The following is a 20,130-nucleotide window of genomic DNA, read 5'->3' on the forward strand; positions in this document are numbered from 1 at the left end:
AAAAATCGTTTTATGTCTTATCAATTTTACTTTTGGTTACATATCATTTCTTATGTGATCTGGCTAGTGGCTTTTGCAGGTAGTTTGATTTGTGGTATAAAAATAAGAATTGAGGATAGCACCCCTGTACAAAAACGATTGATACGCTACGAACGCTTGCTTTCTGCTATTGGCAGTTACACAGGAGCAATTGGAATCATTATCTCGGGTAGCATTATGAGTTCAATGTCAGTGGGCCCTCCATGGGGATGGTTTGATGTTCAGTTGTATCCATGGCTTGCGCTCAAACAGTTGCTTTTTGGTATCATTATACTCTTTCTCGCTATTGAAATTAAAAGAAACATCATCTTAAAAAAGTACTTGTCTCAGCAAAAAGAGATATTATATAGCAAGATTAAGAAAAGGTGGAGGAATGCTTACCGAATATCGATGATAATTTATGCTCTTGTGGTACTAAGTATCTTTTTAGGGATTTTGAAACCGGCTTTGAGCTAGTTTATTGTCCGGTATTTAAATTACTACTAGCCATCTTGTCTGTAGTGTTCGTTAGCTGATCCCGAAGGTTCTTAATAAATGTATTAACCCTTCGCCTGTTTACGCCCAAGTCACTTTGACCGACCCGACTCGCGCTGCGCAGATGTACAAGGGTTGTTGCCGAGTCGCGCTGTGTGAGTTTGATAGTCATATCATCATTAAAAAACATCACCTTGAAAACGCTTTTGATGGTATACTCTTCTTGGGGAAGTATTAGTTTCTTGGGATTCAATTCACAGAGAGAATCGATAGCCACCGGAAAGAGTTTGGCGGCAGGAACCTCAAAAACCTTTGTTGTACGAATACAGTTGGGAGACCCCGGACAGGCTGGCAATGGATTTTCTGAGAGAGGTACATCACTGGGGATATCCCGGGATTGAGAACCACATCCTATGGTTAAAAGCGATCCAAGAATAGCCATAAGGAATAAACTATGTTTCGAAAAATGGCAAATACGATAAACACTGGTCAACATCATCAGCTACTTTTAATAAGGCTCTATTTTCTTCGGTTATAAAGCCATTATCGACCGAGTGATCAAGAAAGTTAATTAATTTATCGTAATAGCCATCAATATTGAAGAGAATAACGGTTTTGTGGTGGATTCCCAGCTGTTTCCAGGTGATAACTTCCATCAGTTCTTCGAAGGTGCCAAAACCACCGGGCAGGGCAATAAAGGCATCCGAAAGCTCTGCCATCATTGCCTTACGTTCGTGCATAGTATCGGTAATATGGAGGGCCGTGAGCTGTTCGTGGGCAACTTCTAAATCATAAAGATGCTGTGGAATAACACCGTGAACCTGTCCGCCACGGCTGAGGGTAGCGTCGGCAATTTCATTCATGAGGCCAACCGACCCACCTCCATAGACCAAGCCAATGTGGTTGGATGCCAGTTGATGTCCCAACTGTTGCGCTATGGTTTTAAAGGATCCGTTTGTGCCGGTTTTAGACCCGCAGTAGACGCAAACTCTTTTTTTAAGACTCATGCTTCAGCAGTTGACATCATACGGTTTACTACCAGCTCAATCTTTTCAAGGAAGTAATCGATCTCTTCAGCAGTGTTGTCTTTTCCAAGACTCAGGCGAATACTGGAGTTTGCAGTCTTATTATTGAGGCCAATACCCTCAAGTACGTGCGAAGGTTCCATAGCCCCGGAAGTGCAGGCCGAGCCGTTGGATACACAGATACCTTCTACATCAAGATTAAGTAACAACATCTCACCATCGAGACCGTCACCTTGTGGATCAAGGAAGGCGATATTTATGATATGGGGAACACCATTTTCTTTGTCTCCATTTATTTGATATCGATCTCCAAAAATACCATCAAGTCCGGCGATCAGGCGCTTGCGCAATGATTGGAAATGCTTTTTATGTTCTTCCATCTCATCTACAGCAAGTTCCATAGCTTTTGCCAAGCCGATAATGCCGGGTACGTTTAACGTACCTCCGCGACGTCTTCGCTCTTGTGAGCCGCCGTGCATCCATGGTAGCCAGGGAGTAGCATGACGCATATAAAATACGCCAATTCCTTTGGGCCCGTATATCTTATGGCCACTGATACTGAGAAAATCGAGTCCCAGCTCGTCAACATCCACTGGAATTTTACCCACACTCTGGACCGTATCAGAGTGGAAGGGAATGTCGTGTTTTTTGCAGACTTCGCTAATCTCTTTAAGCGGGTTAATGGTCCCAATCTCATTGTTTACATGCATGAGCGATACCAGGGCGGTATCATCATTAATCGCTTCTTCTACTTTTGCAGGATCGATATATCCTTCTGAATCTGCTTCTACATAGACAGGTTTGCCGCCATTTCGTTTCATCGCTTCTGAGGTATGTAACACGGCATGGTGTTCCAGGGAAGAGGTGATAATTTCTGAGCCGCCAGTAGCACTTAATGCTCCTTTGATGGCAGTGTTATCACTTTCTGTACCGCCGCTGGTAAAAATGATTTCAGCAGGCTCTGCACCGATTATTTCCGCAATGGTTTCCCGGGCCTCTTCAACAGCTACTTTGGCGTTATTACCCAGTTGGTGAGGGGAGTTAGCATTCCCATAGTGTTCGGTAAAGTAAGGAGTCATTGCTTCCAGTACACGCTCATCTACCGGTGTGGTTGCGGCGTGGTCGAAATAAACGGTCTTCATATCTTAATTTTGGATTTAGAATTTCATCAATCAAAGATATCTAAAAATGAATAGAAAAAAAGGTTCAAACAAATCGTTTTACAGGGTATAATCTTCTATGGAATTTGGTTTAGTTTCAATGTCTGGTTTGGACGAATTACAATAAGCTGGTAAATTCCGACTCTTAAATTATTTATAAAAAACCGAGCAAAATTTTGTTGACTCATGGATAAGATGACGTTGAAAGATGTAGATATTGAAGGCCAAAAAGTATTAATGCGCGTAGACTTTAACGTGCCTATTGAAGATGGGCGGATTGGAGATGACAACCGTATTATACAGGCTTTACCCTCTATAAAATATGTAATTGAGCAAGGCGGAAAGCTTATTTTGATGAGTCATCTCGGGCGACCGGGAGGGGCGGTTGATAAGTCATTGAGTTTGAAACCGGTAGCAGAGCATCTTCGGACATTGGTAGATACAGAGGTATATTTTGCAGAAGATTGCATTGGCGAAGAAGCAGCATCAGTAATTAATAAGGCTGCTGATGGTGAAATAGTACTGCTAGAAAATGTTCGTTTCCATCCCGGCGAAAAAGGAAATGACGAGAGTTTCTGTAAAAAATTGGCTGATCACGGCGATCTGTTTTGTAATGATGCATTTGGAAGTAGTCATCGGGCCCACTCATCGGTAGCAGGGGTTACACGTTATCTGCAGCCGGCAGTATCAGGATACTTGCTCGAGAAAGAGATTAAATATCTGAGTGGATCTATCAATAATCCGAATCGTCCCTTTGTGGCTATTTTAGGTGGGGCCAAAGTGTCAGATAAAATTGGCGTTATCGAAAACCTGCTCGACAAAGTCGATACCATTATTGTGGGCGGTGGCATGACCTATACATTCTATAAAGCCAAGGATCTGCCTATTGGTGATTCATTGGTAGAAGAGGATAAAGTTGAATTAGCCGGAAATCTGATAGAAAAAGCCAAAAAGAAAGGGGTAAGATTTGTATTACCGGCGGATTCTGTTATCGCTGATGAGTTTAAAAATGATGCCGAACATAAGGTCGTGGGGATGAATGGTATTGAGGATGGCTGGATGGCCGTTGATATCGGTCCCCAGTCGGCTATTTCATTTGGGAATATTATTAAAAATGCTCGAACTGTCGTTTGGAATGGGCCCATGGGCGTTTTTGAAATGGAAAACTTCGCTGATGGGACTAATGCTGTAGCAGAAGCACTGGCAGAAGCCACCGAGATGGGGGCTACTACGATCATTGGCGGGGGAGATTCTGCGGCCGCTATCAAACAGGCTGGACTTGAGGATGCCGTATCCCACGTTTCTACCGGGGGCGGGGCCAGCTTAATGTTCCTCGAAGGAGAAGATCTGCCCGGTGTGGTTGCTCTTACTGATAAGTAATTATCGGCCTCTCATATTTCAATGTTAATCTGCATCCGTAGTTCTGCTGCGGATGCAGAATTTTCTACCTTCCTTTTCAGTTTGCCGATATCAATTTGCAGGGATATTTATTTTGTACTTTGAGGATGAAAATAGGCAAGTTGCTGGTAACCATATTAGTAATAAAAAAGAGAGGGTTATCGTATGTCATCCTCCAAAAACAGTGTACTAACCGAGGAGTATCGCAGGAACAAAAATTTTTATACCAGTGATCGCATACTGCATTCATATTTAAACAGGTATGTGTCAGAAGACGACCGCCGGTTTATTGGATCAACGTTGGTGACACTGGGGAAAGTGGCTGCTGTTACAATGGATTCACTTTCGATGGCTGCAGACCAGAATCCACCTAAACTTAAAAAGAGAGATCAACTGGGCAACGATATTAATGAGGTTGAATTTCATCCGGCTTATTGGGAACTGATGGATATTGCTGCCAGGTCGAAAATGTTTTACTTAAAATACCATCCCAACAAAAAAAGAGAGTTTAAAGGAAGCAGACACAGACTTAGCTTTGCAATCGGCCAGCTATATGCGATGAGTGAACTGGGACAATACTGTCCCCATTGTATGACGGATGGCGCTGCCTATTTGATTGAGCAAGTTAGCTCCTGCAGAAGTACAAGAACGACTACTGCCCAAACTGGGGGCCAAGCAGGGAGAGGAGTTATATTCGGGGGCGATGTTTTTAACAGAGAAATCCGGGGGTTCCGATGTTGGAGCGAATCTAACGAGGGCAGAACAAGTTGAGGGCGATAAGTATGTATTAAATGGAGAAAAGTGGTTCTGTAGTAACGTAAATGCTGATGTGATTATGGCTCTGGCACGAACGGGGCCCATTAAAGAAGGTACCAGAGGACTTTCTTTATTCCTGGTAGAGAAAACACTGCCGAACGGTGATAGGAATTCCATGGATATTGTCCGCCTGAAGGATAAGCTGGGCGTGCGATCTATGGCTACCGGAGAAGTGCTATTCGATGATACAGTGGGCCAACGCCTGGGAGAAGAGGGCGAAGGATTTAAGCTAATGGCTCGTATGATTAATATCTCACGTAATTACAATTCTGTAGCTGCTTTGGCGGCTAATAGACGTGCTATTATTGAAGCTTGGCAATATTTGAATCATCGCAGAACATTTGGAAAGCAGGCCACAAAACATGCTCTTATTAGGGAGAAGTTTTATGAGTTGGGTGCGCAATACTTGGCGAATTTTCTGTTGGTCTGGCGAGGGTTACAAGCTATGGATGCTTCTGAAAATGGAGATGAAAGCGAAAGAGATCTACTGCGGATAATTACTCCAATGGCGAAGTGGTGCTCGGCGGAGCATGCTGTGTACGCAGTTCGCGAATGTATGGAGCTGATGGGCGGCAACGGCTATATTGAGGATTTTGTGATGCCCAAACTGTTGCGTGATGTCAATGTGCTACCTATTTGGGAGGGTTCGGGAAATATTATTGTGTTGGATATGCTGCGGGCAGCACGGAAATCAGATGGGTTGAAGCTTATATTTAAGCATATCGCTGATACAGCAGCGACCTCTGAAGAGTATGGCAGTCTATTGAACAAACAGCTTTCTGAGGTAAAAAGTGTGTGGCAGTTAATAGGAGAGATGGAAGACCGAGATCAGGTTGAGGCTACAGCAAAGCCACTCTTTAAAAAGCTGATCACACTTTTTCAGATAACGTTATTGATTCGTGAAAAAAAGGATAGTAGTTCTGACCGTTTTGATACTGCCTTGTCATATTTGACCGGTACATTCAGTAATTCATTGAGGACCCGGACGCCGCCTTCATTAGATAATATTGAGGAGCTTATAGGATGGGATTATTAATTAGCCGAGAGGATGCATGGTTAAAATGGAGTAATAATAAAAGATGGACGACACATGTATTGGTGAGTTGTATCAATTGTGCAATAATATACTGTCACAAGTTGCAAACTTGCGACAGTATGGGGCACTCATGTTGATATGGGCGACCCACCTCTTGTTCTCCTCCCTGGAGGAGAGACACCTTACTGTGGGATATTATTCAAGCAATATTTATACTGACTCCTGAGTTTTGAACTTGCACTAGCTCCAAGGGAGTTACACTCCCGGCATGACCAAAGGTTATGACTCACAGATGATCTATTATGCCAGCTGGATTGGACATCCTTCGACTGCTTTAGATGATTCCCCGGACGCCCTCCCAGTCGCCCGACGAGAGATAGGAATTTATCCAAAATAAGGAGTCAAGTATTCCAAAATAAACTTAAATTCCGATCCTTAATTTTGGATATTATTCAAGAAACAGCACCATTTATCCACCAGGAGGAGAAAAAAGGGGGAGCGCTTTTGAGATTTTTCTTGGCAATATCCCTTCTGATTCCTGAGTTCTGATTTCTAACTATCCCCTTCTGAGCTCCGAGAGACATAGTTTTTTCTTACTGGAATATGAGACGAGGCTCCAATCGTCTGATATGGAACAGTTGATTACCCCGCACTGGCAGAGGCTCCACCTCCGGCAGCACTGGCAGAGGCTCCTGCACCACCACCGGCTCCTGGAAAGGATGCTCCACCCGTAGCACTTAGAGAACTAAAGCTATTTGCCACATCTGCCACTGAGGTAGTGTCTGAACTGAAAGCGATCCATGCAAATGCCGGGATCATTTCTGTATTAGTAGTAATTAGCGTCTCAATATTTTTACCTTTCAGGCCAAAGGCCATAGCGTAGATAAAATGTTTGTCTAACTTGTCAGAAGAGATATTGTGTTCCTTCGCCTTTTTAAGGCCTTTTTCATAGTTTTTCCACTGGTGATAAACTTCTTCTCCCTTCGGCGTACGGCGGACAATCCCAAAAGAAAAGATAAAAGCTAAAAAAGTGATCAAGAGACTTGCCAGGGCTTCCGGCCCAGTAAATACTAAGGCAACGATGCTGAGGCTCATCAATAAGAATTGAATGGATAGATTCCAATACAAGCCGGTATAACTTTCTTGATCAACCCAGCCTTTATCTTTGCAGTATGCTTTAAAGCTATTTTTCCATTCCGTAAACCATGAGGTGACTTTCGAATTACCGCTTTTAAAAATGTTGTGCAGCTTTTGTTTGTCCTCTTCCTGTATTCTTCTTTCAATAAAGTTGACAAGCAGTTTCTCCCACTTTGTTACTCTTTCATCAATTTCTTTACTGGTTCTTGTAATGGAAAAAGTGGGTTTATTATCCGATAAAAACGCCTCTTCAGGATCCTCTTCACGCAGTTTGAAATATCCGCGGCGGGCCAGGTCAAGAACGGTGGCCATCAGAAGGTGACTTGAAATATTGCGCCCTTGAAGTAACCAACCCACAGTAGCCGGACGTAGACGACCGGGAATCATAATTGTTTCAGTAGAAGATAGATGCGAGGTCGAGTGTCTTTTACCGTATCTATTATAGAGAAAGTAGGAAAATCCGATGCTCAAAATAATGAACAGGTATACCAGCTTTTCCCACAGGGCTGCAAGGTATGCATCCTGTTTTCTCTGCTTGGTTATTTTTTCTTGGTATGCTTGTTCTTCTTGTTTGGCCTGGGCCAGTGCAAATTGTTGGTCATTGACCTCAACACGCGATTTATATAACAATCGGGTAGGAAAGACAGCCCGAACTTTGGCAAAGTCATGGTCATTAATGTCTGTTGCAGTAGCCTTATAGCTACCTGTTGACTTTTGTAGCACTATTTGATCTTGAGGTCCCCGGCTCCAACCGTAAAGAGAATCTACCGTTGTTGTGTTCGGGAGTATAATCTTGGCAACTAATTGATCGGTAGATTTATCCCGATCATCCGAAAGAAAATTCCAGTAGAATTGTGACCACTCGGGACCGACCGTTAATGCTCCTTCCAGGGTATAGGAGATGGTGAAAACGCGTTTTTCGTCCTCTGCATTATAATGCCACTTGAGTTTAACCGCATCATTATTCTTTGCTACACTAAAGGTTCCGGGCGCTTCTGAATTTTCATTCGTATAGTTTTGCCCCTTTTCTGAAATCTCAATATTGGAGATTGAGGCAAACCCTTTCATAAGAAGCTTATATTCGGCCCAGGAAAAGTCGCCGTCAAAATCGTAGGTGAGATGTTCAGTAACCTGCACCGTGCCATCCGGGTTGATCGAGACTTCTACCTTAATATAAGGAATTTCATACTCCTTAGCGTTACTGCTAGCAAATCCCAAGCAACACAAAAGAATACTTAAAGAAAGAGTTCTAAGCCACATAATTGTCATCCATTGTATGTTATTAACCATATGATCCCATTCTTTCATGTTAACAGACAAGATCATACGGATGAATATAGCATAAGTTATGGATTAATAGTGATTCCATCACTTGGAGTGATGGAATCACTCAGTTCAATTCGTCTTGTAATTTTTTTATGTCTATTTCTTTATTTTGCTGATGAAAGTTAATGAATGCCGTTCGCCCGCCAAACCAGCCGTGAACGCTTTCTCTATCCAGGTAGGTCATTTTTTGAGATGCCAATGCGTTGTATGAACTCCATCTATAATCCAATTGATTATCTAACCCATGGTGAATTGGGTTTCTATGAATGTAATATAGAAGCCAGGTGAGCTGCGTTTGGGTCTCTACTTTTTTTCGCTTGAAATTCTTTTGGAATAAACTGCCGGTCCGACGCTCTTGTTTGTTAATAGCTTGCGCATAAGAGATAAAGAGTTTTCGGAACTGTTCCGATACTTTTTTGCCAGTATCTATCTCATCTTTTGTTCCAATCATTAAATGGAAGTGATTTGGTAGCAGACAGTATGCAAAGGTTTGGATATATTCATTAAGGTATTTTTTATAACGGTCCAGAAAAAATTGGTAATTCCCAGGCTTAAAGAAAATTTTTTCTCTGTTATTACCTCTGTTATAGACATGATATAAATTGCCAGGCTCAAACATAAGATTCTCTCTTTTTCTTGAAAAAATAGTGTTTCCATCACTTCAAGTGATGAAAACACTTAGTAAGTAAATTAAAATCCGGAAATAATGCTATTGTTATCTGAACACAAGTAAAAGAGATAGGCAAAACATTAGTACGAGTGATGCTATCGCTCGGAGCGATAGCATCACTAATAACCCACTATTCTTTAATGACTCGAAAACCGGTATAGTGTTTAGGAACCGAAGGAATTTCACTTCGGTCATCAACATAGCTTACTGCCGAATATCCATATGCTTGAGGTTCATTTTCAGTAGTATACCATTCGGCAGTGTTGCCGCCAAGGTCATAAATATGTGCTTCTCCAATAGAAACACCGGGATAGCTGCCTACTTCTTTAAGCATCGTATGATCCAGTTTATCCAGTTTCTTACGAAATTCTGATACCTCGTCGATCGTAATGTCATATCCCGCCCAGTAGTTGAGGGTATTCTCATTTGCTGCTACTTTCTTTGCTTTTTTATTGAGCTCTTTGGCTTCGCTCTTGTTAGGCAGACGGTAATTATGACCTGTTTGCTTGCTCAACCAACGAACGTATTGTTGGGCCTTATCCAAGCTTAACCCGGATACGGGATAATTAGCACGTACTTTCGGGTAACTGTGTTCTTGATCAAATTCAGCATATTGGGCATTGGTGACTTCAAATCGCCCGATCGCTATGGAATCTTCTTTGATACTAACGGTTTCGGGGATCAAGGTGTCATTCGTCAATATACCGTACCGTCCATCTTCAGTTTGGGCATTATCCTTTTTCAGGAGTTCAGCAAGCGGACTTTCTTCTTTGAAAGCTTCATTCTCGGCTTCGTAGGTCCCAAATAAATGTTTGTCGAACCAACGAATTTCTTCTTCCATTTTGCGAGTCTGGTGGGTGATCTTTTGAAGTCCATGAGGTTGATCCGGGAACCAGAGGAAGCGAACCGGAGCTTTGCCAATTTGTTGCAGTGCCCGATAATATTCCCAGCCCTGATCTCGAGGTACCGCCCGATCTTTACTGCCATGGAAGATGATGGTAGGAGTTTTAACCTTTTCCATCTCAAAAAGGGGAGATTTCTGGATATATGCCTCATTAAATATCTTTCCATTGGTATTATCCCATGGAGCACCGCCGAAATAGCTTTGGTCAAAAGAGACCCCAAAAGCACAGGTCCCATAATCAGAGGTCCAGTTAACATCTCCGGCTCCCGGTGCTGCAGCTTTAAATAGATCGGGGTGTTCAACGGTGAGCATTGTCGTAAGAATAGCCCCGTTGGACCATCCCTTGACGCCCAGCGAATCGCGATCAATCATTCCTTTCTCTTCCAGCATATCAATACCGGCAATGATATCGGGGAGCTCATATTCGTAGTAATGGCCTTTTATGGATTCCACGAACTCTTGCCCGTGATTTGAGGAGCCGTGATAATTGGGATTTAGCACAAAAGCTCCTTTCTGAGAATAGATATTGGGGAAATAGGCCCAGGATTCGCTCCATCGGTCGGTATCTACGCCCGAGGGTCCGCCATGTATAGAAACAATAAGCGGATACTCGCGACCTTCTTCATAATTTTCGGGATAAAAAAGGATTCCTGTCACTTCATCTCCTTTGGCACCGGTCCAGCTAATCACTTCACTTTTAGCTTTCGGCTTTTTGTCGAGATACTCATTGAGGGTAATAACTTCGGTTCCTTCCGAAATGTTGACTTTGCGTCTTTTTATGTTAAGATCACCCAGTCGGTATTCGGGAGGGGTAGAGGCGGTTGAGTAAACATACACCAGTTTTTTGTGGTTATTGCCCACTACAGTCACAGTGAGATGTTCATTCATCTCGCCGGCATCTACAGATTTTTTATCCCATTCATCTCCATCTTTCTGCAAGTAAGCCAGTTTAGTAGTAGCACCGTTGGCAAGCCCAACCATTACATCGTTGCCGAATACATCAAAACCGGAACCTAATCCCCAATTCCAGTCAATGGGTACATCAATGACTTTATTGTTTGCTATGCTGTAATAATGTAACATACTGATGCCGGCGCCATTCCATTGGGGGTCAGATGATTTCACTGATACAAAATAGAAACCGTTATTATTCTCGGTGAACTCAAAATTACCGGGCGTTTGGTAGCCCTCTTCCAGGATCTCCTCTTTTGTACCCTTTTCCAGGTTCCAAAGATAGTAATTGGGTTTAGGATTGGCATCGCCCCGGTAGTCGGGACTGGTGATATGCGAACTCACCAACCATTTGCCATTTTCAGAGACCGTGTATTCTCCCAACGGGTATTCGTTATCCGTAAGGCGGGTAATTTCTTTCTCTTTCAGGTCAAAAGAATAAATACGGCTGGGTTTAAAATGGGCCGTATCCTCAACAACAATCGTATTATCTTTTTCCTCTTCCAACTTTTGCTCGTAAAGAGTTTTGCCCTCCTTAGATTCAAAAGCCAGCTTTTTGTCATCAAGCCATTGAATGTCAGAAATTCCCGTTTCAAATGTATGGATTTCATAGGGTTCCCCGCCATACACACTCATCGCCCAAAGCTTTTTTCCTTTCTCGCGCGATGAAAGAAAGTATATGGTTTCACCGTCTTTTGAGAAAAGAGGACTATAGTCCGATTCTTTACCCCGTGTCAATTGAATGGTTTTGTACGTTCCATCGTCTTTAACATCGAGGCGAGTGAGGTAAAGATCACTTTCACTGCGGTCTTTTTCCTCATTTGGTTTGGACTTAACCCAAACCAGCAAATTACCATCCGGCGAAAATTGCAAGCCCGACGCCCGTTCTTGATTTATGACATCGGCAACGGTCCAATCATTCGATTGGCCATATGCCAGTGAAGCATTAATGAAGAGAGTAATGAGTAAAATACAAGAAAGACGAAGTATTTTCATGGGAGATAGATTCAGTTTTTTGTCGACAGTTAGAAGTTGAAAAAGAACATTACCAGTGTGAACAGATAGCAATAGCCGGGCTTACTTTCAACCCTTAATAATTTTTTTTACCTATTTATTAATAGGTAATAGGGTTTTGAGCAAATTTTTCTGTAAGGAATTCCTCCGAAATATATCTTACCTTTAGACAGAAATGATAAAATAAAATGAGGAATATATTATGAGTTCACTCAATAAAGCAATGATAATCGGTCGGTTGGGACAAGATCCTGACGTACGTTATACACAGTCGAACACAGCTGTAGCAAACTTATCCGTAGCGACATCCGAGCGCTATAAAGATAACATGGGCGAGTGGAAAGAGAATACCGAATGGCACCGCGTGGTTGCCTGGGGACGCTTAGCTGAAATTTGCCAGGAATATCTTAAGAAAGGTTCACAAGTATATATCGAAGGACCTATACAAACACGAAAGTGGGAAGATAAAGAAGGTCAAACACGATATACCACCGAAATTAAGGCTTTAACAATGACGATGCTCGACAGCAAAGGAGACAGCTCAGGCGGCGGAAATGTCCCCAGCAAACCGGATAGCACACAGCCGGTCTCTAGCAGTGTAGATCTGAACGAAGATTTTGATGATATCGATGATGATCTGCCATTTTAGATAAAAAATGGATACATTAAAAAGCGGTAGGGCAGTTTTGCTTTACCGCTTTTTCTATTCTTGCACCACAGTCGTACAGTACATAGCTTTAAACAAAATTAAGTATAAAACCAGGTAATTGGACGACCCGAGTAGTTTACTTTTTATTGTCGACTTTTTGATACAGGCCGAAGAGAACTTTCTTTTTGAGCCTACCATTAATCCTATTGAATTCACTATTCAAATTGGTTGCATATTGTTGGGGTTGTTTTTCTCTGCTCTTTTCTCGGGATCAGAGGTTGCATTCTTTTCACTGTCTAACCAAGAAGATTTACTTACAGAGGGAGATATTGAAGGCACAGCAGATCGGTTAATTGTTCGTATGCTCGAACAGCCACGTCAACTATTGGCCACCATTCTTATCGGCAACACCTTTGCCAATATTATTGCCTCGGTTTTGGCAGCAGTAGTAGCCGGTAACATAATGGCCTATTATGGATTAGGTGAGTTTCTGGTTTACCTTATTGAGGTGATCGTATTAACGTTTATGATTTTGATTCTCAGTGAAATCACTCCCAAGATTATTGCTATCAATAATCCATTAAAGGCCACTCGGCGCATGAGTCGGTTTATCTATACCTTTTTTATACTCTTTAAACCTCTTTCAAAATTGATTGCGAGCAGTACCCTGAGTTTAGAGGAACGGCTACCCAAACTTACCAGTAAAATGACCTCTGAAGATATTATGACAATGGCGGAAGTTAGCGAGCAGGAGGGGTCTATCAAAAGTGATGAGCGCGAGATTATTGAAAACGTTATTGAGTTTGGCAGTACCACAGTACGAGAAATTATGACTTCCCGCGTTGATATTGTAGCAATTTCTATGGGTAATTCTCTTGATGAAGTGTTAAGTTTGATCCGCAAAGAGGGACTCTCGCGCATGCCGATCTATGAAAATGATCTGGATAATATTTTAGGTGTTATCCATTCTAAAGATGTGTTGCCCTACATTAATTCAGATATAGAGCGTACAACCATTAATTGGCGAACTATTGCCCGAAAGGCGCTCTTTATTCCGGCTACTAAAAAGCTGGATGACCTACTTCGTGATTTCCAACAGGAAAAAACCCATATCGCTATTGTAGTAGATGAGTACGGCGGTACAGAGGGGCTGATTACCCTGGATGATATTCTCGAAGAGATCGTGGGTGATATTTCTGATGAATACGATGAGGATGAAGATAAACTCTATACCAAATTCAAAAGCGGGGTATATATTTTTGATGCCCGTATTGATCTGGATGATATGGAAGATATTCTGGACCGGGAACTGACCTCCGATGATGATCAGTACGAGACATTAGGTGGATTGGTCTATCATTTAACAGAACGTATTCCAAATGTTGGAGAACGTGTTTACTACAAAAACCTGGAGTTGACGATCCATTCTGTACAAAATAATCGGGTCCGCAAGCTACGAGTTAAAGTGCAAGACCGCCCGGCCTCCTCTAAAGAACACCAACAAACCAAGGAATAAAAGCTAAACTGATACTTTAATGGTACAGCCGTTCGACACATTGGTCGACTCCAATGTTGATTTACAGCCCTACAATACGTTACATATTTCTGCAGTGGCACAACATTTTGCGGCTATAAAAACCCCATCTCATTTAAAAGAGGTTTTAAACCATCCCCGGGCCAAAGAAAACAACCTGCTGGTCTTGGGAGGCGGGAGTAATATGTTATTTACCGGTGATTTTAATGGACTGGTGCTTCATATAGAAATTGAGGGACGGGAGGTTGTTAAAGAAACCCAAGATAATATTTGGTTAAAAGTCGGTGCCGGAGAGAACTGGCATCAAACAGTTCGTTATTGTGTGGAACAGGGATGGGGCGGTATCGAAAACCTTTCTCTTATTCCCGGCACGGTAGGGGCCGCGCCTATACAAAATATCGGGGCGTATGGTGTAGAGCTTGAGGAAGTATTTGAAGAGTTGGAGGCTGTTAATCTTGTTAGTGGCGAAAAACAGCGGTTCAATAAAGCTGATTGCCAGTTTGGGTATCGTGACAGCATTTTCAAAAATGAACTCAAGGGGCAGGTGATTGTGACTGAGGTGGTTTTGAAATTATCGAAAAAACCTGAGCTCAATACTTCATATGGCGCTATCCAAACGGAATTGGAGAAGCGAGAAATCAGTAAACCAACTATCAAAGATATCAGTGATATTGTAATTGATATCCGCAATAGTAAGCTGCCCGATCCCAAAGAAATAGGTAATGCAGGCAGTTTCTTTAAAAACCCCATTGTGGACCGGTCAATTTTTGATCAAATTAAAGAAAATTACCCCCAGGCCCCGGGTTATGATATGGGGAATGATAAAATTAAAGTACCGGCCGGTTGGCTGATTGAGGAGGCCGGTTGGAAGGGAAAGGCTGTAGGTAATACCGGGACCTATCGACAACAGGCTTTGGTTATTGTAAATCACGGCGGGGCTACCGGACAAGAAATATTAGCGTTAGCAAAAATGATACAGGCATCAGTAGCCAAAGAATTTAAAATAGATCTCGTACCTGAAGTAAATATCATCAGTTGATATGGCAAAAAAATCTGCGGAGACCACTTATTTCACCAAACACTTGTTTGGGGCAGGTATTCAGTGTGCTACGAAGTTATACTATAAGTCTCGGGACTTTGCAGAAAGTAAAACTGCCATTCCATTTATCCGCCACGCTGTTTTTAATAAAAGACTGTTAAAGGCTCTGGCCCGCTCCGTTTACCCCCAGGGAATTTTTGTTAAGGAAAGTTCAATTCAAGATGCTGCCGAAAAAACTCAAAAGCTACTTGAGCAGGAAGATAGTGTACTGTTTGATGCCATCTTTGAGCATGATCAGATGATGGCTCGCCTGCCTATTGTAGCCAAAAAGGGTGATACGCTGACGGTCTTTCATATCCAAACAAAGGCATTTGACTCACGCAGAGATCGCCTCATTACAAGTTCAGGTAATATATACAGCAAATGGAGAAAGTACCTGCTTGATTTTGCCTACCAGCTGTATATGGTTCAAAATAACTGGCCGGATTTTAAAATTGTGCCGATACTGGTGATGCCCGAAAAGAGTGGAGAAGCCCATACGGGGAACCTTCCTTTTAAACTTAAACCGTTGGATAAAAGGAAACAACCTATTTTGGTTCCTGCTGAAAACCAAGAGTTGCTGGCTAAGATAGAGGTTTCGGACCTTATTTCAGTGGTTTGGGATGAGACGGACTTTGCCACTGAACATTTACCCCGATCTAGTTTTCAGGAGTCTTTGTATTACCTGCGAGATCTGTATTTAAATAAAAAGAAAGAAGCTCCTGTTGTTGGCACAAAATGCAAAGACTGCGAATTTCGTATTGAGTCGGAGCGCATCCAGGAAGGAGAAGAGAGTGGTTTTAATAACTGCTGGGCCCCAGAAATGGCCCAGAAAACCCCATCCGAGCAGCATGTTTTTGATCTTATTGGGCCGGGGGTAAACCAGTGGGTTGAAGAGGGGGTGTATAGTAAACAAGAGATTGAGCAAGCTGATATTTTTGATATTACTACCATTGTTAATAGCAGGGGAGGAATTAGTCACAAAATGCGCCAGGCACTGCAGATATATAAAGCGCAGGGTCAACCGGTACCGACAGAAATTATGCGTCCGGAGTTGATAGATGAGCTGGATAGGTGGCAATATCCACTTCATTTCCTGGATTTTGAGGCCGGTAATTATACGGTGCCCATCCGCGCTGGTCGTTCTCCTTATCAGTTGATTGTATTTCAATACTCGTGCCACACCTTACATCAAAATGGAGAATGGGAGCACCACCAGTGGATTGACAGTAATAACGGGCAGTATCCCAACTATGAACTGGTACGACAGCTCATGCAGATCCCAAATATAACTAAGGGGACCATTGTACAGTATTCAAACTTTGAGCGTACGGCCCTGAAGACCATACGTCGTGAGCTTATGAATGAGGAGACTGAGGTAGAAGGCAGTGAACAGTTATTGGAGTGGACTACTAGGATTATTCGACGGAATGACTCATCACATCATCATCCCCCATATGTCGCTGATTTGAGCAGGTTGGTGAAGAATTACTATTATAACAGGGAGATGAATAACTCTTTGAGTATCAAAGGGGTGTTACAGTCGGTAATGAGCCATAGCAATTATTTGAAAGAACTGTATTCTAAACCGTACTCAAGCGATAATTTCAGCAATATAAAATGGTGGCAAGATGATGGAGAGGGGGGCGCTCGAAATCCCTATACCATACTGACCGAAACCGGGGATTCTCCCATTCGTCGGGGCACTGAAGCGATGGTGGTATATGGTAAACTTCGTGCAACGGAATTCAGAGATGAACAAGTGCAGGCCTATCAACATGCATTGCTTAAATATTGTGAGCTCGATACGTTAGCTATGGTGATGATTTACCAGCATTGGAAGAATAAAATTGCCGAAGAGCAGTAATTTATTTGAGCGGAACTTCTTGGTAATTCTTATCTTTATATATTCTAATGATTGCTAACCTATACTATTCGTTATGGTAATATCATATTTCAAGAAAGTTATTCTACTCTTATTTGTTGTACTTTTTACTGCTTCATGTGTTGTTCAGCGAAGCCCGGTTTCCGGTTCAAAAAGAGCTTATGGTTATAGTTGGGAAAAGGAGATAAAAATTGGTAAACAGGCAGATAAACAGATCCAGCAGCAATATGGGGTGTATGATGATGAAAATGTGCTTGAGTATGTAAAAGGCGTTGGACACAGCGTGTTAGAGGTGAGCCATATGAGGCGCGATGATACCCCTCAAAAATATCGGGAAACAGAATTTCATTTCAGAGTATTAAATAGTCCCGTTGTCAATGCTTTTGCGTTGCCGGGTGGCTATGTATATGTAACACGAGGGTTGTTGGCTCACTTGGAGAATGAAGCACAACTGGCTGTTGTATTGGGACATGAGATCGGGCACGTGGCAGCAAGGCATGCTTCTCAACGGGCCCTTGAGCAACAGATAGGTCAGATAGCCCTTATCGGCGGAGCTGTGGCAGGAGAGGAGCTTCTGGGCGTACCGGGCGGCAGTGTGTTGCAATTGGGTAGCCAGGCTGCTCAGTTCTTGTTTTTAAGTTATGGTCGCGATGATGAACGTGAATCAGATCGCCTGGGCGTGGAATATGCAGCGATGAAAAATTATGAGGCTGCCGAGGGAGCCGGATTCTTTGGAGCTTTACAGCGTATATCCAAACAGTCGGGGCAGGACATTCCTGACTGGCAATCAACGCACCCGGATCCTTCAGAGCGTGCTAATACGATCCCGGAGCTGGCAGAGAAATGGAAAGAAAAAGGATACGATCAGACCATAGAAGATACGGATGAGTATATGGGTATGGTTGACGGTATGATTTATGGGAACAATCCCAGAGAAGGTTTTGCAGAAGAGGGTACCTTTTACCACCCCGAGTTGGCTTTTAAATTTAGCTACCCTGAAAGCTGGAAAATTGTAAATCGACCTACATTGGTTGCTGCTGTCAATGAAGATCAGGATGCGGTTTCTGTGATGGAAATTGATGGGGAAGCTGAAACCCCCAAAAGTTCAGTGATTAATTATGTAAGCCAAGAGGGTTTTACGGTGGTATCCCAAGAAGCGACCCAGAATAATGGATTAAGTGCCTATAAGGCTAATGCTACAGCAATGACTAAAGATAGTACCCAGTATCGTTTCCATGTATATGCTGTTTCTTATGATGATAATATTTATCGATTTACTTCGTATAGTCTTGCCGATAAATTTGCCGCATACCAACCGCAGTTTGTTGATATCAGCAGCTCATTTGCTGAACTGAATGATCCGGACATTCTCAATATTAAGCCCGTTCGTTTGCAGGCGGTAAGGGCAGATCGTACCGGTGATTTCCGATCATTTTTACCACAAGATTTACCAATGGATATTGAACCGGAAGATATCGCTATTATAAATCAGGTAGAGATGAACGAGACGATTGAGAACGGAGATTGGATTAAGATACCAAGACAATAACCTTTTGGAAACAGAGTGGTTGACAAAAGGAAATTAGCCTGCAACTAGTCATCTTTGCCGAGGTTAAAACACATCATAATTAGGTCTGTCTTTCTCATCCAAAACCAATATCTTTGGGTCAGCATCGAAACCCCAAATTTAGTGGAACCCATTTTTCATGATTGAGCGATATTCACGCGAAGAGATGGCCGATATCTGGTCACTGGAAAACCAATTTCAAGCGTGGCTGGAAGTTGAACTGGCCGCCTGTAATGCCTGGAGTAAACTAGGAAAAATTCCAAAAGAAGATGTTAAAAAGCTGTACGATAAGGCTTCTTTTAATGTTGACAGAATCAAAGAGATTGAGAAGCAAACCCGCCATGATGTGGTGGCGTTTACACGGTCTGTTTCAGAGTCGCTCGGCGAAGAAAAGAAATGGGTTCACTACGGCCTGACTTCGACCGATGTAGTCGATACAGCCAATGGATATCGCCTGAAGCAGGCGAATGAGATCCTCCGAAGAGATCTTGAGCATATCATTGAGGTATTGGCTGAGAAGGCTAAGAAGCATAAATTTACCGTTATGATGGGGCGTACCCATGGGGTACATGCCGAACCTACTACATTCGGACTGAAATGTGCGTTGTGGTATGCCGAGATGAAACGAAATTTAGAGCGCTTCGAAAAAGCAGCAGAAGCGGTAGAATTTGGCAAGATGAGTGGATCCGTTGGGACATTTGCTAATATTCCACCTGAAGTTGAAGAGTCAGTGTGTGAGGAGTTGGGACTGAGTCCGGCGCCTATCTCTACTCAAACTCTCCAGCGAGATCGTCATGCCGATTATGTCTCTACATTGGCACTTATTGGATCTACCATGGAAAAGATGGCTGTTGAAATCCGTCACCTGCAGCGAAGTGAGGTACGCGAAGCAGAAGAGTTTTTCCGAAAAGGACAAAAGGGTTCCTCTTCGATGCCGCACAAGCGCAACCCGGTAAGTTCTGAAAATATATCGGGATGCTCGCGTGTACTTCGTGGCTACATGATGTCATCCTATGAAAATATACCGTTGTGGCATGAACGTGATATTTCACACTCCTCCGTAGAGCGTATCATCCTGCCCGATGCTACCATACTGTTAGATTATATGCTCAACCGTTTCTCAGGGGTGGTTGAAAAGCTGACGATCTATGAGGACAACATGGAAGAGAATATTTTTAAAACATATGGCCTTACTTTTTCTCAGCGTTTGCTGCATATGCTGATTGATGAAGGGGAGATGTCACGGGAAAAAGCCTATGATACGGTACAGCCGCTGGCGATGCAGGCCTGGGAAGAGAAAACAATGTTCCGCGATTTGGTCGAAGCCGACGAAACGGTGCAGGAATATCTTTCTGATGAGGATATTGAAGAAGCCTTTGATCTTGATCACCATATGAGAAATGTTGATCGCATCTTTGAGCGCGTTGACTTAGCATAGATTCATTTTTTAAGACCGCCCGGGTTTAG

Annotated in this window: 16 protein-coding genes; 10 read left to right on the plus strand and 6 right to left on the minus strand. The window is 42.8% G+C overall.

Features of this window, described 5'->3' with window-relative positions; genetic code table 11:
- Positions 1-12: 12 nt before the first annotated feature.
- The gene (locus G3569_RS00385) at positions 13-495 is read left to right on the plus strand and encodes a DUF2269 family protein (protein WP_165264935.1); all 483 of its coding nucleotides are present in this window, start codon (positions 13-15) and stop codon (positions 493-495) included.
- A gap of 1 nt (position 496) precedes the next feature.
- On the opposite strand, the gene G3569_RS00390 is transcribed toward G3569_RS00385, so the two are convergent.
- The 3 genes from G3569_RS00390 to G3569_RS00400 are packed head-to-tail and all read right to left on the minus strand — an operon-like array spanning position 497 to position 2,680.
- A complete protein-coding gene (locus G3569_RS00390; protein WP_165264937.1) occupies positions 497-955 on the minus strand; it encodes a DUF1499 domain-containing protein in 459 nt (152 codons plus the stop codon).
- Positions 956-965: 10 nt separating this feature from the next.
- Complete coding sequence (locus G3569_RS00395; protein WP_165264939.1) at positions 966-1,520, minus strand: LOG family protein; 555 nt, start codon at positions 1,518-1,520, stop codon at positions 966-968.
- Positions 1,517-2,680 carry a cysteine desulfurase family protein gene (locus G3569_RS00400; protein ID WP_165264941.1) on the minus strand — a complete coding sequence of 388 codons (1,164 nt, stop codon included), beginning with the start codon at positions 2,678-2,680 and terminating at the stop codon, positions 1,517-1,519. Before G3569_RS00400 ends, G3569_RS00395 begins: the two co-directional genes overlap by 4 nt.
- A gap of 204 nt (positions 2,681-2,884) precedes the next feature.
- Between G3569_RS00400 and G3569_RS00405 the strand changes: the two genes are divergently transcribed.
- The 3 genes from G3569_RS00405 to G3569_RS00415 all read left to right on the plus strand — a co-directional run bounded on the left by G3569_RS00405 (position 2,885) and on the right by G3569_RS00415 (position 5,948).
- The gene (locus G3569_RS00405) at positions 2,885-4,078 is read left to right on the plus strand and encodes a phosphoglycerate kinase (RefSeq protein WP_165264943.1); all 1,194 of its coding nucleotides are present in this window, start codon (positions 2,885-2,887) and stop codon (positions 4,076-4,078) included.
- A 183-nt stretch (positions 4,079-4,261) separates the two neighbouring features.
- Positions 4,262-4,867: a hypothetical protein gene (locus G3569_RS18520; protein WP_165264945.1), complete on the plus strand. Its 606-nt coding sequence runs from the start codon at positions 4,262-4,264 to the stop codon at positions 4,865-4,867.
- Entirely contained in the window at positions 4,800-5,948 is a 1,149-nt protein-coding gene (locus tag G3569_RS00415) for an acyl-CoA dehydrogenase family protein (RefSeq protein WP_165264947.1), read from the plus strand. Before G3569_RS18520 ends, G3569_RS00415 begins: the two co-directional genes overlap by 68 nt.
- A 642-nt stretch (positions 5,949-6,590) precedes the next feature.
- Here G3569_RS00415 and G3569_RS00420 read toward each other — a convergent pair.
- The 3 genes from G3569_RS00420 to G3569_RS00430 all read right to left on the minus strand — a co-directional run bounded on the left by G3569_RS00420 (position 6,591) and on the right by G3569_RS00430 (position 11,932).
- On the minus strand, positions 6,591-8,375 hold the full coding sequence (locus G3569_RS00420; protein WP_165264949.1) for a DUF2207 domain-containing protein: 1,785 nt from the start codon (positions 8,373-8,375) through the stop codon (positions 6,591-6,593).
- Positions 8,376-8,475: 100 nt separating this feature from the next.
- Positions 8,476-9,030 (minus strand): transposase, encoded by a 555-nt coding sequence (locus tag G3569_RS00425; RefSeq protein ID WP_165264951.1) that lies wholly within the window; start codon positions 9,028-9,030, stop codon positions 8,476-8,478.
- Positions 9,031-9,211: 181 nt separating this feature from the next.
- Positions 9,212-11,932 carry a S9 family peptidase gene (locus G3569_RS00430; RefSeq protein WP_165264953.1) on the minus strand — a complete coding sequence of 907 codons (2,721 nt, stop codon included), beginning with the start codon at positions 11,930-11,932 and terminating at the stop codon, positions 9,212-9,214.
- 220 nt (positions 11,933-12,152) lie between these two features.
- Between G3569_RS00430 and G3569_RS00435 the strand changes: the two genes are divergently transcribed.
- The 6 genes from G3569_RS00435 (at position 12,153) to purB (ending at position 20,101) form a co-directional block, all read left to right on the plus strand.
- A complete protein-coding gene (locus G3569_RS00435; protein ID WP_165264955.1) occupies positions 12,153-12,599 on the plus strand; it encodes a single-stranded DNA-binding protein in 447 nt (148 codons plus the stop codon).
- Positions 12,600-12,717: 118 nt separating this feature from the next.
- Positions 12,718-14,115 carry a hemolysin family protein gene (locus tag G3569_RS00440; RefSeq protein ID WP_165264957.1) on the plus strand — a complete coding sequence of 466 codons (1,398 nt, stop codon included), beginning with the start codon at positions 12,718-12,720 and terminating at the stop codon, positions 14,113-14,115.
- Between the two features lie 19 nt (positions 14,116-14,134).
- The gene (gene murB / locus G3569_RS00445; RefSeq protein ID WP_165264959.1) at positions 14,135-15,172 is read left to right on the plus strand and encodes a UDP-N-acetylmuramate dehydrogenase; all 1,038 of its coding nucleotides are present in this window, start codon (positions 14,135-14,137) and stop codon (positions 15,170-15,172) included.
- Position 15,173: 1 nt separating this feature from the next.
- Complete coding sequence (locus tag G3569_RS00450; RefSeq protein WP_165264961.1) at positions 15,174-17,078, plus strand: DUF2779 domain-containing protein; 1,905 nt, start codon at positions 15,174-15,176, stop codon at positions 17,076-17,078.
- Between the two features lie 73 nt (positions 17,079-17,151).
- Positions 17,152-18,645 carry a M48 family metalloprotease gene (locus G3569_RS00455; protein ID WP_165264963.1) on the plus strand — a complete coding sequence of 498 codons (1,494 nt, stop codon included), beginning with the start codon at positions 17,152-17,154 and terminating at the stop codon, positions 18,643-18,645.
- 157 nt (positions 18,646-18,802) lie between these two features.
- Positions 18,803-20,101 (plus strand): adenylosuccinate lyase, encoded by a 1,299-nt coding sequence (gene purB / locus G3569_RS00460; RefSeq protein ID WP_165264965.1) that lies wholly within the window; start codon positions 18,803-18,805, stop codon positions 20,099-20,101.
- The last annotated feature ends 29 nt before the right edge of the window (positions 20,102-20,130 follow it).

It is taken from the genome of Fodinibius halophilus (genome assembly GCF_011059105.1).
GTDB classification, from domain to species: Bacteria; Bacteroidota; Rhodothermia; order Balneolales; family Balneolaceae; genus Fodinibius; species Fodinibius halophilus.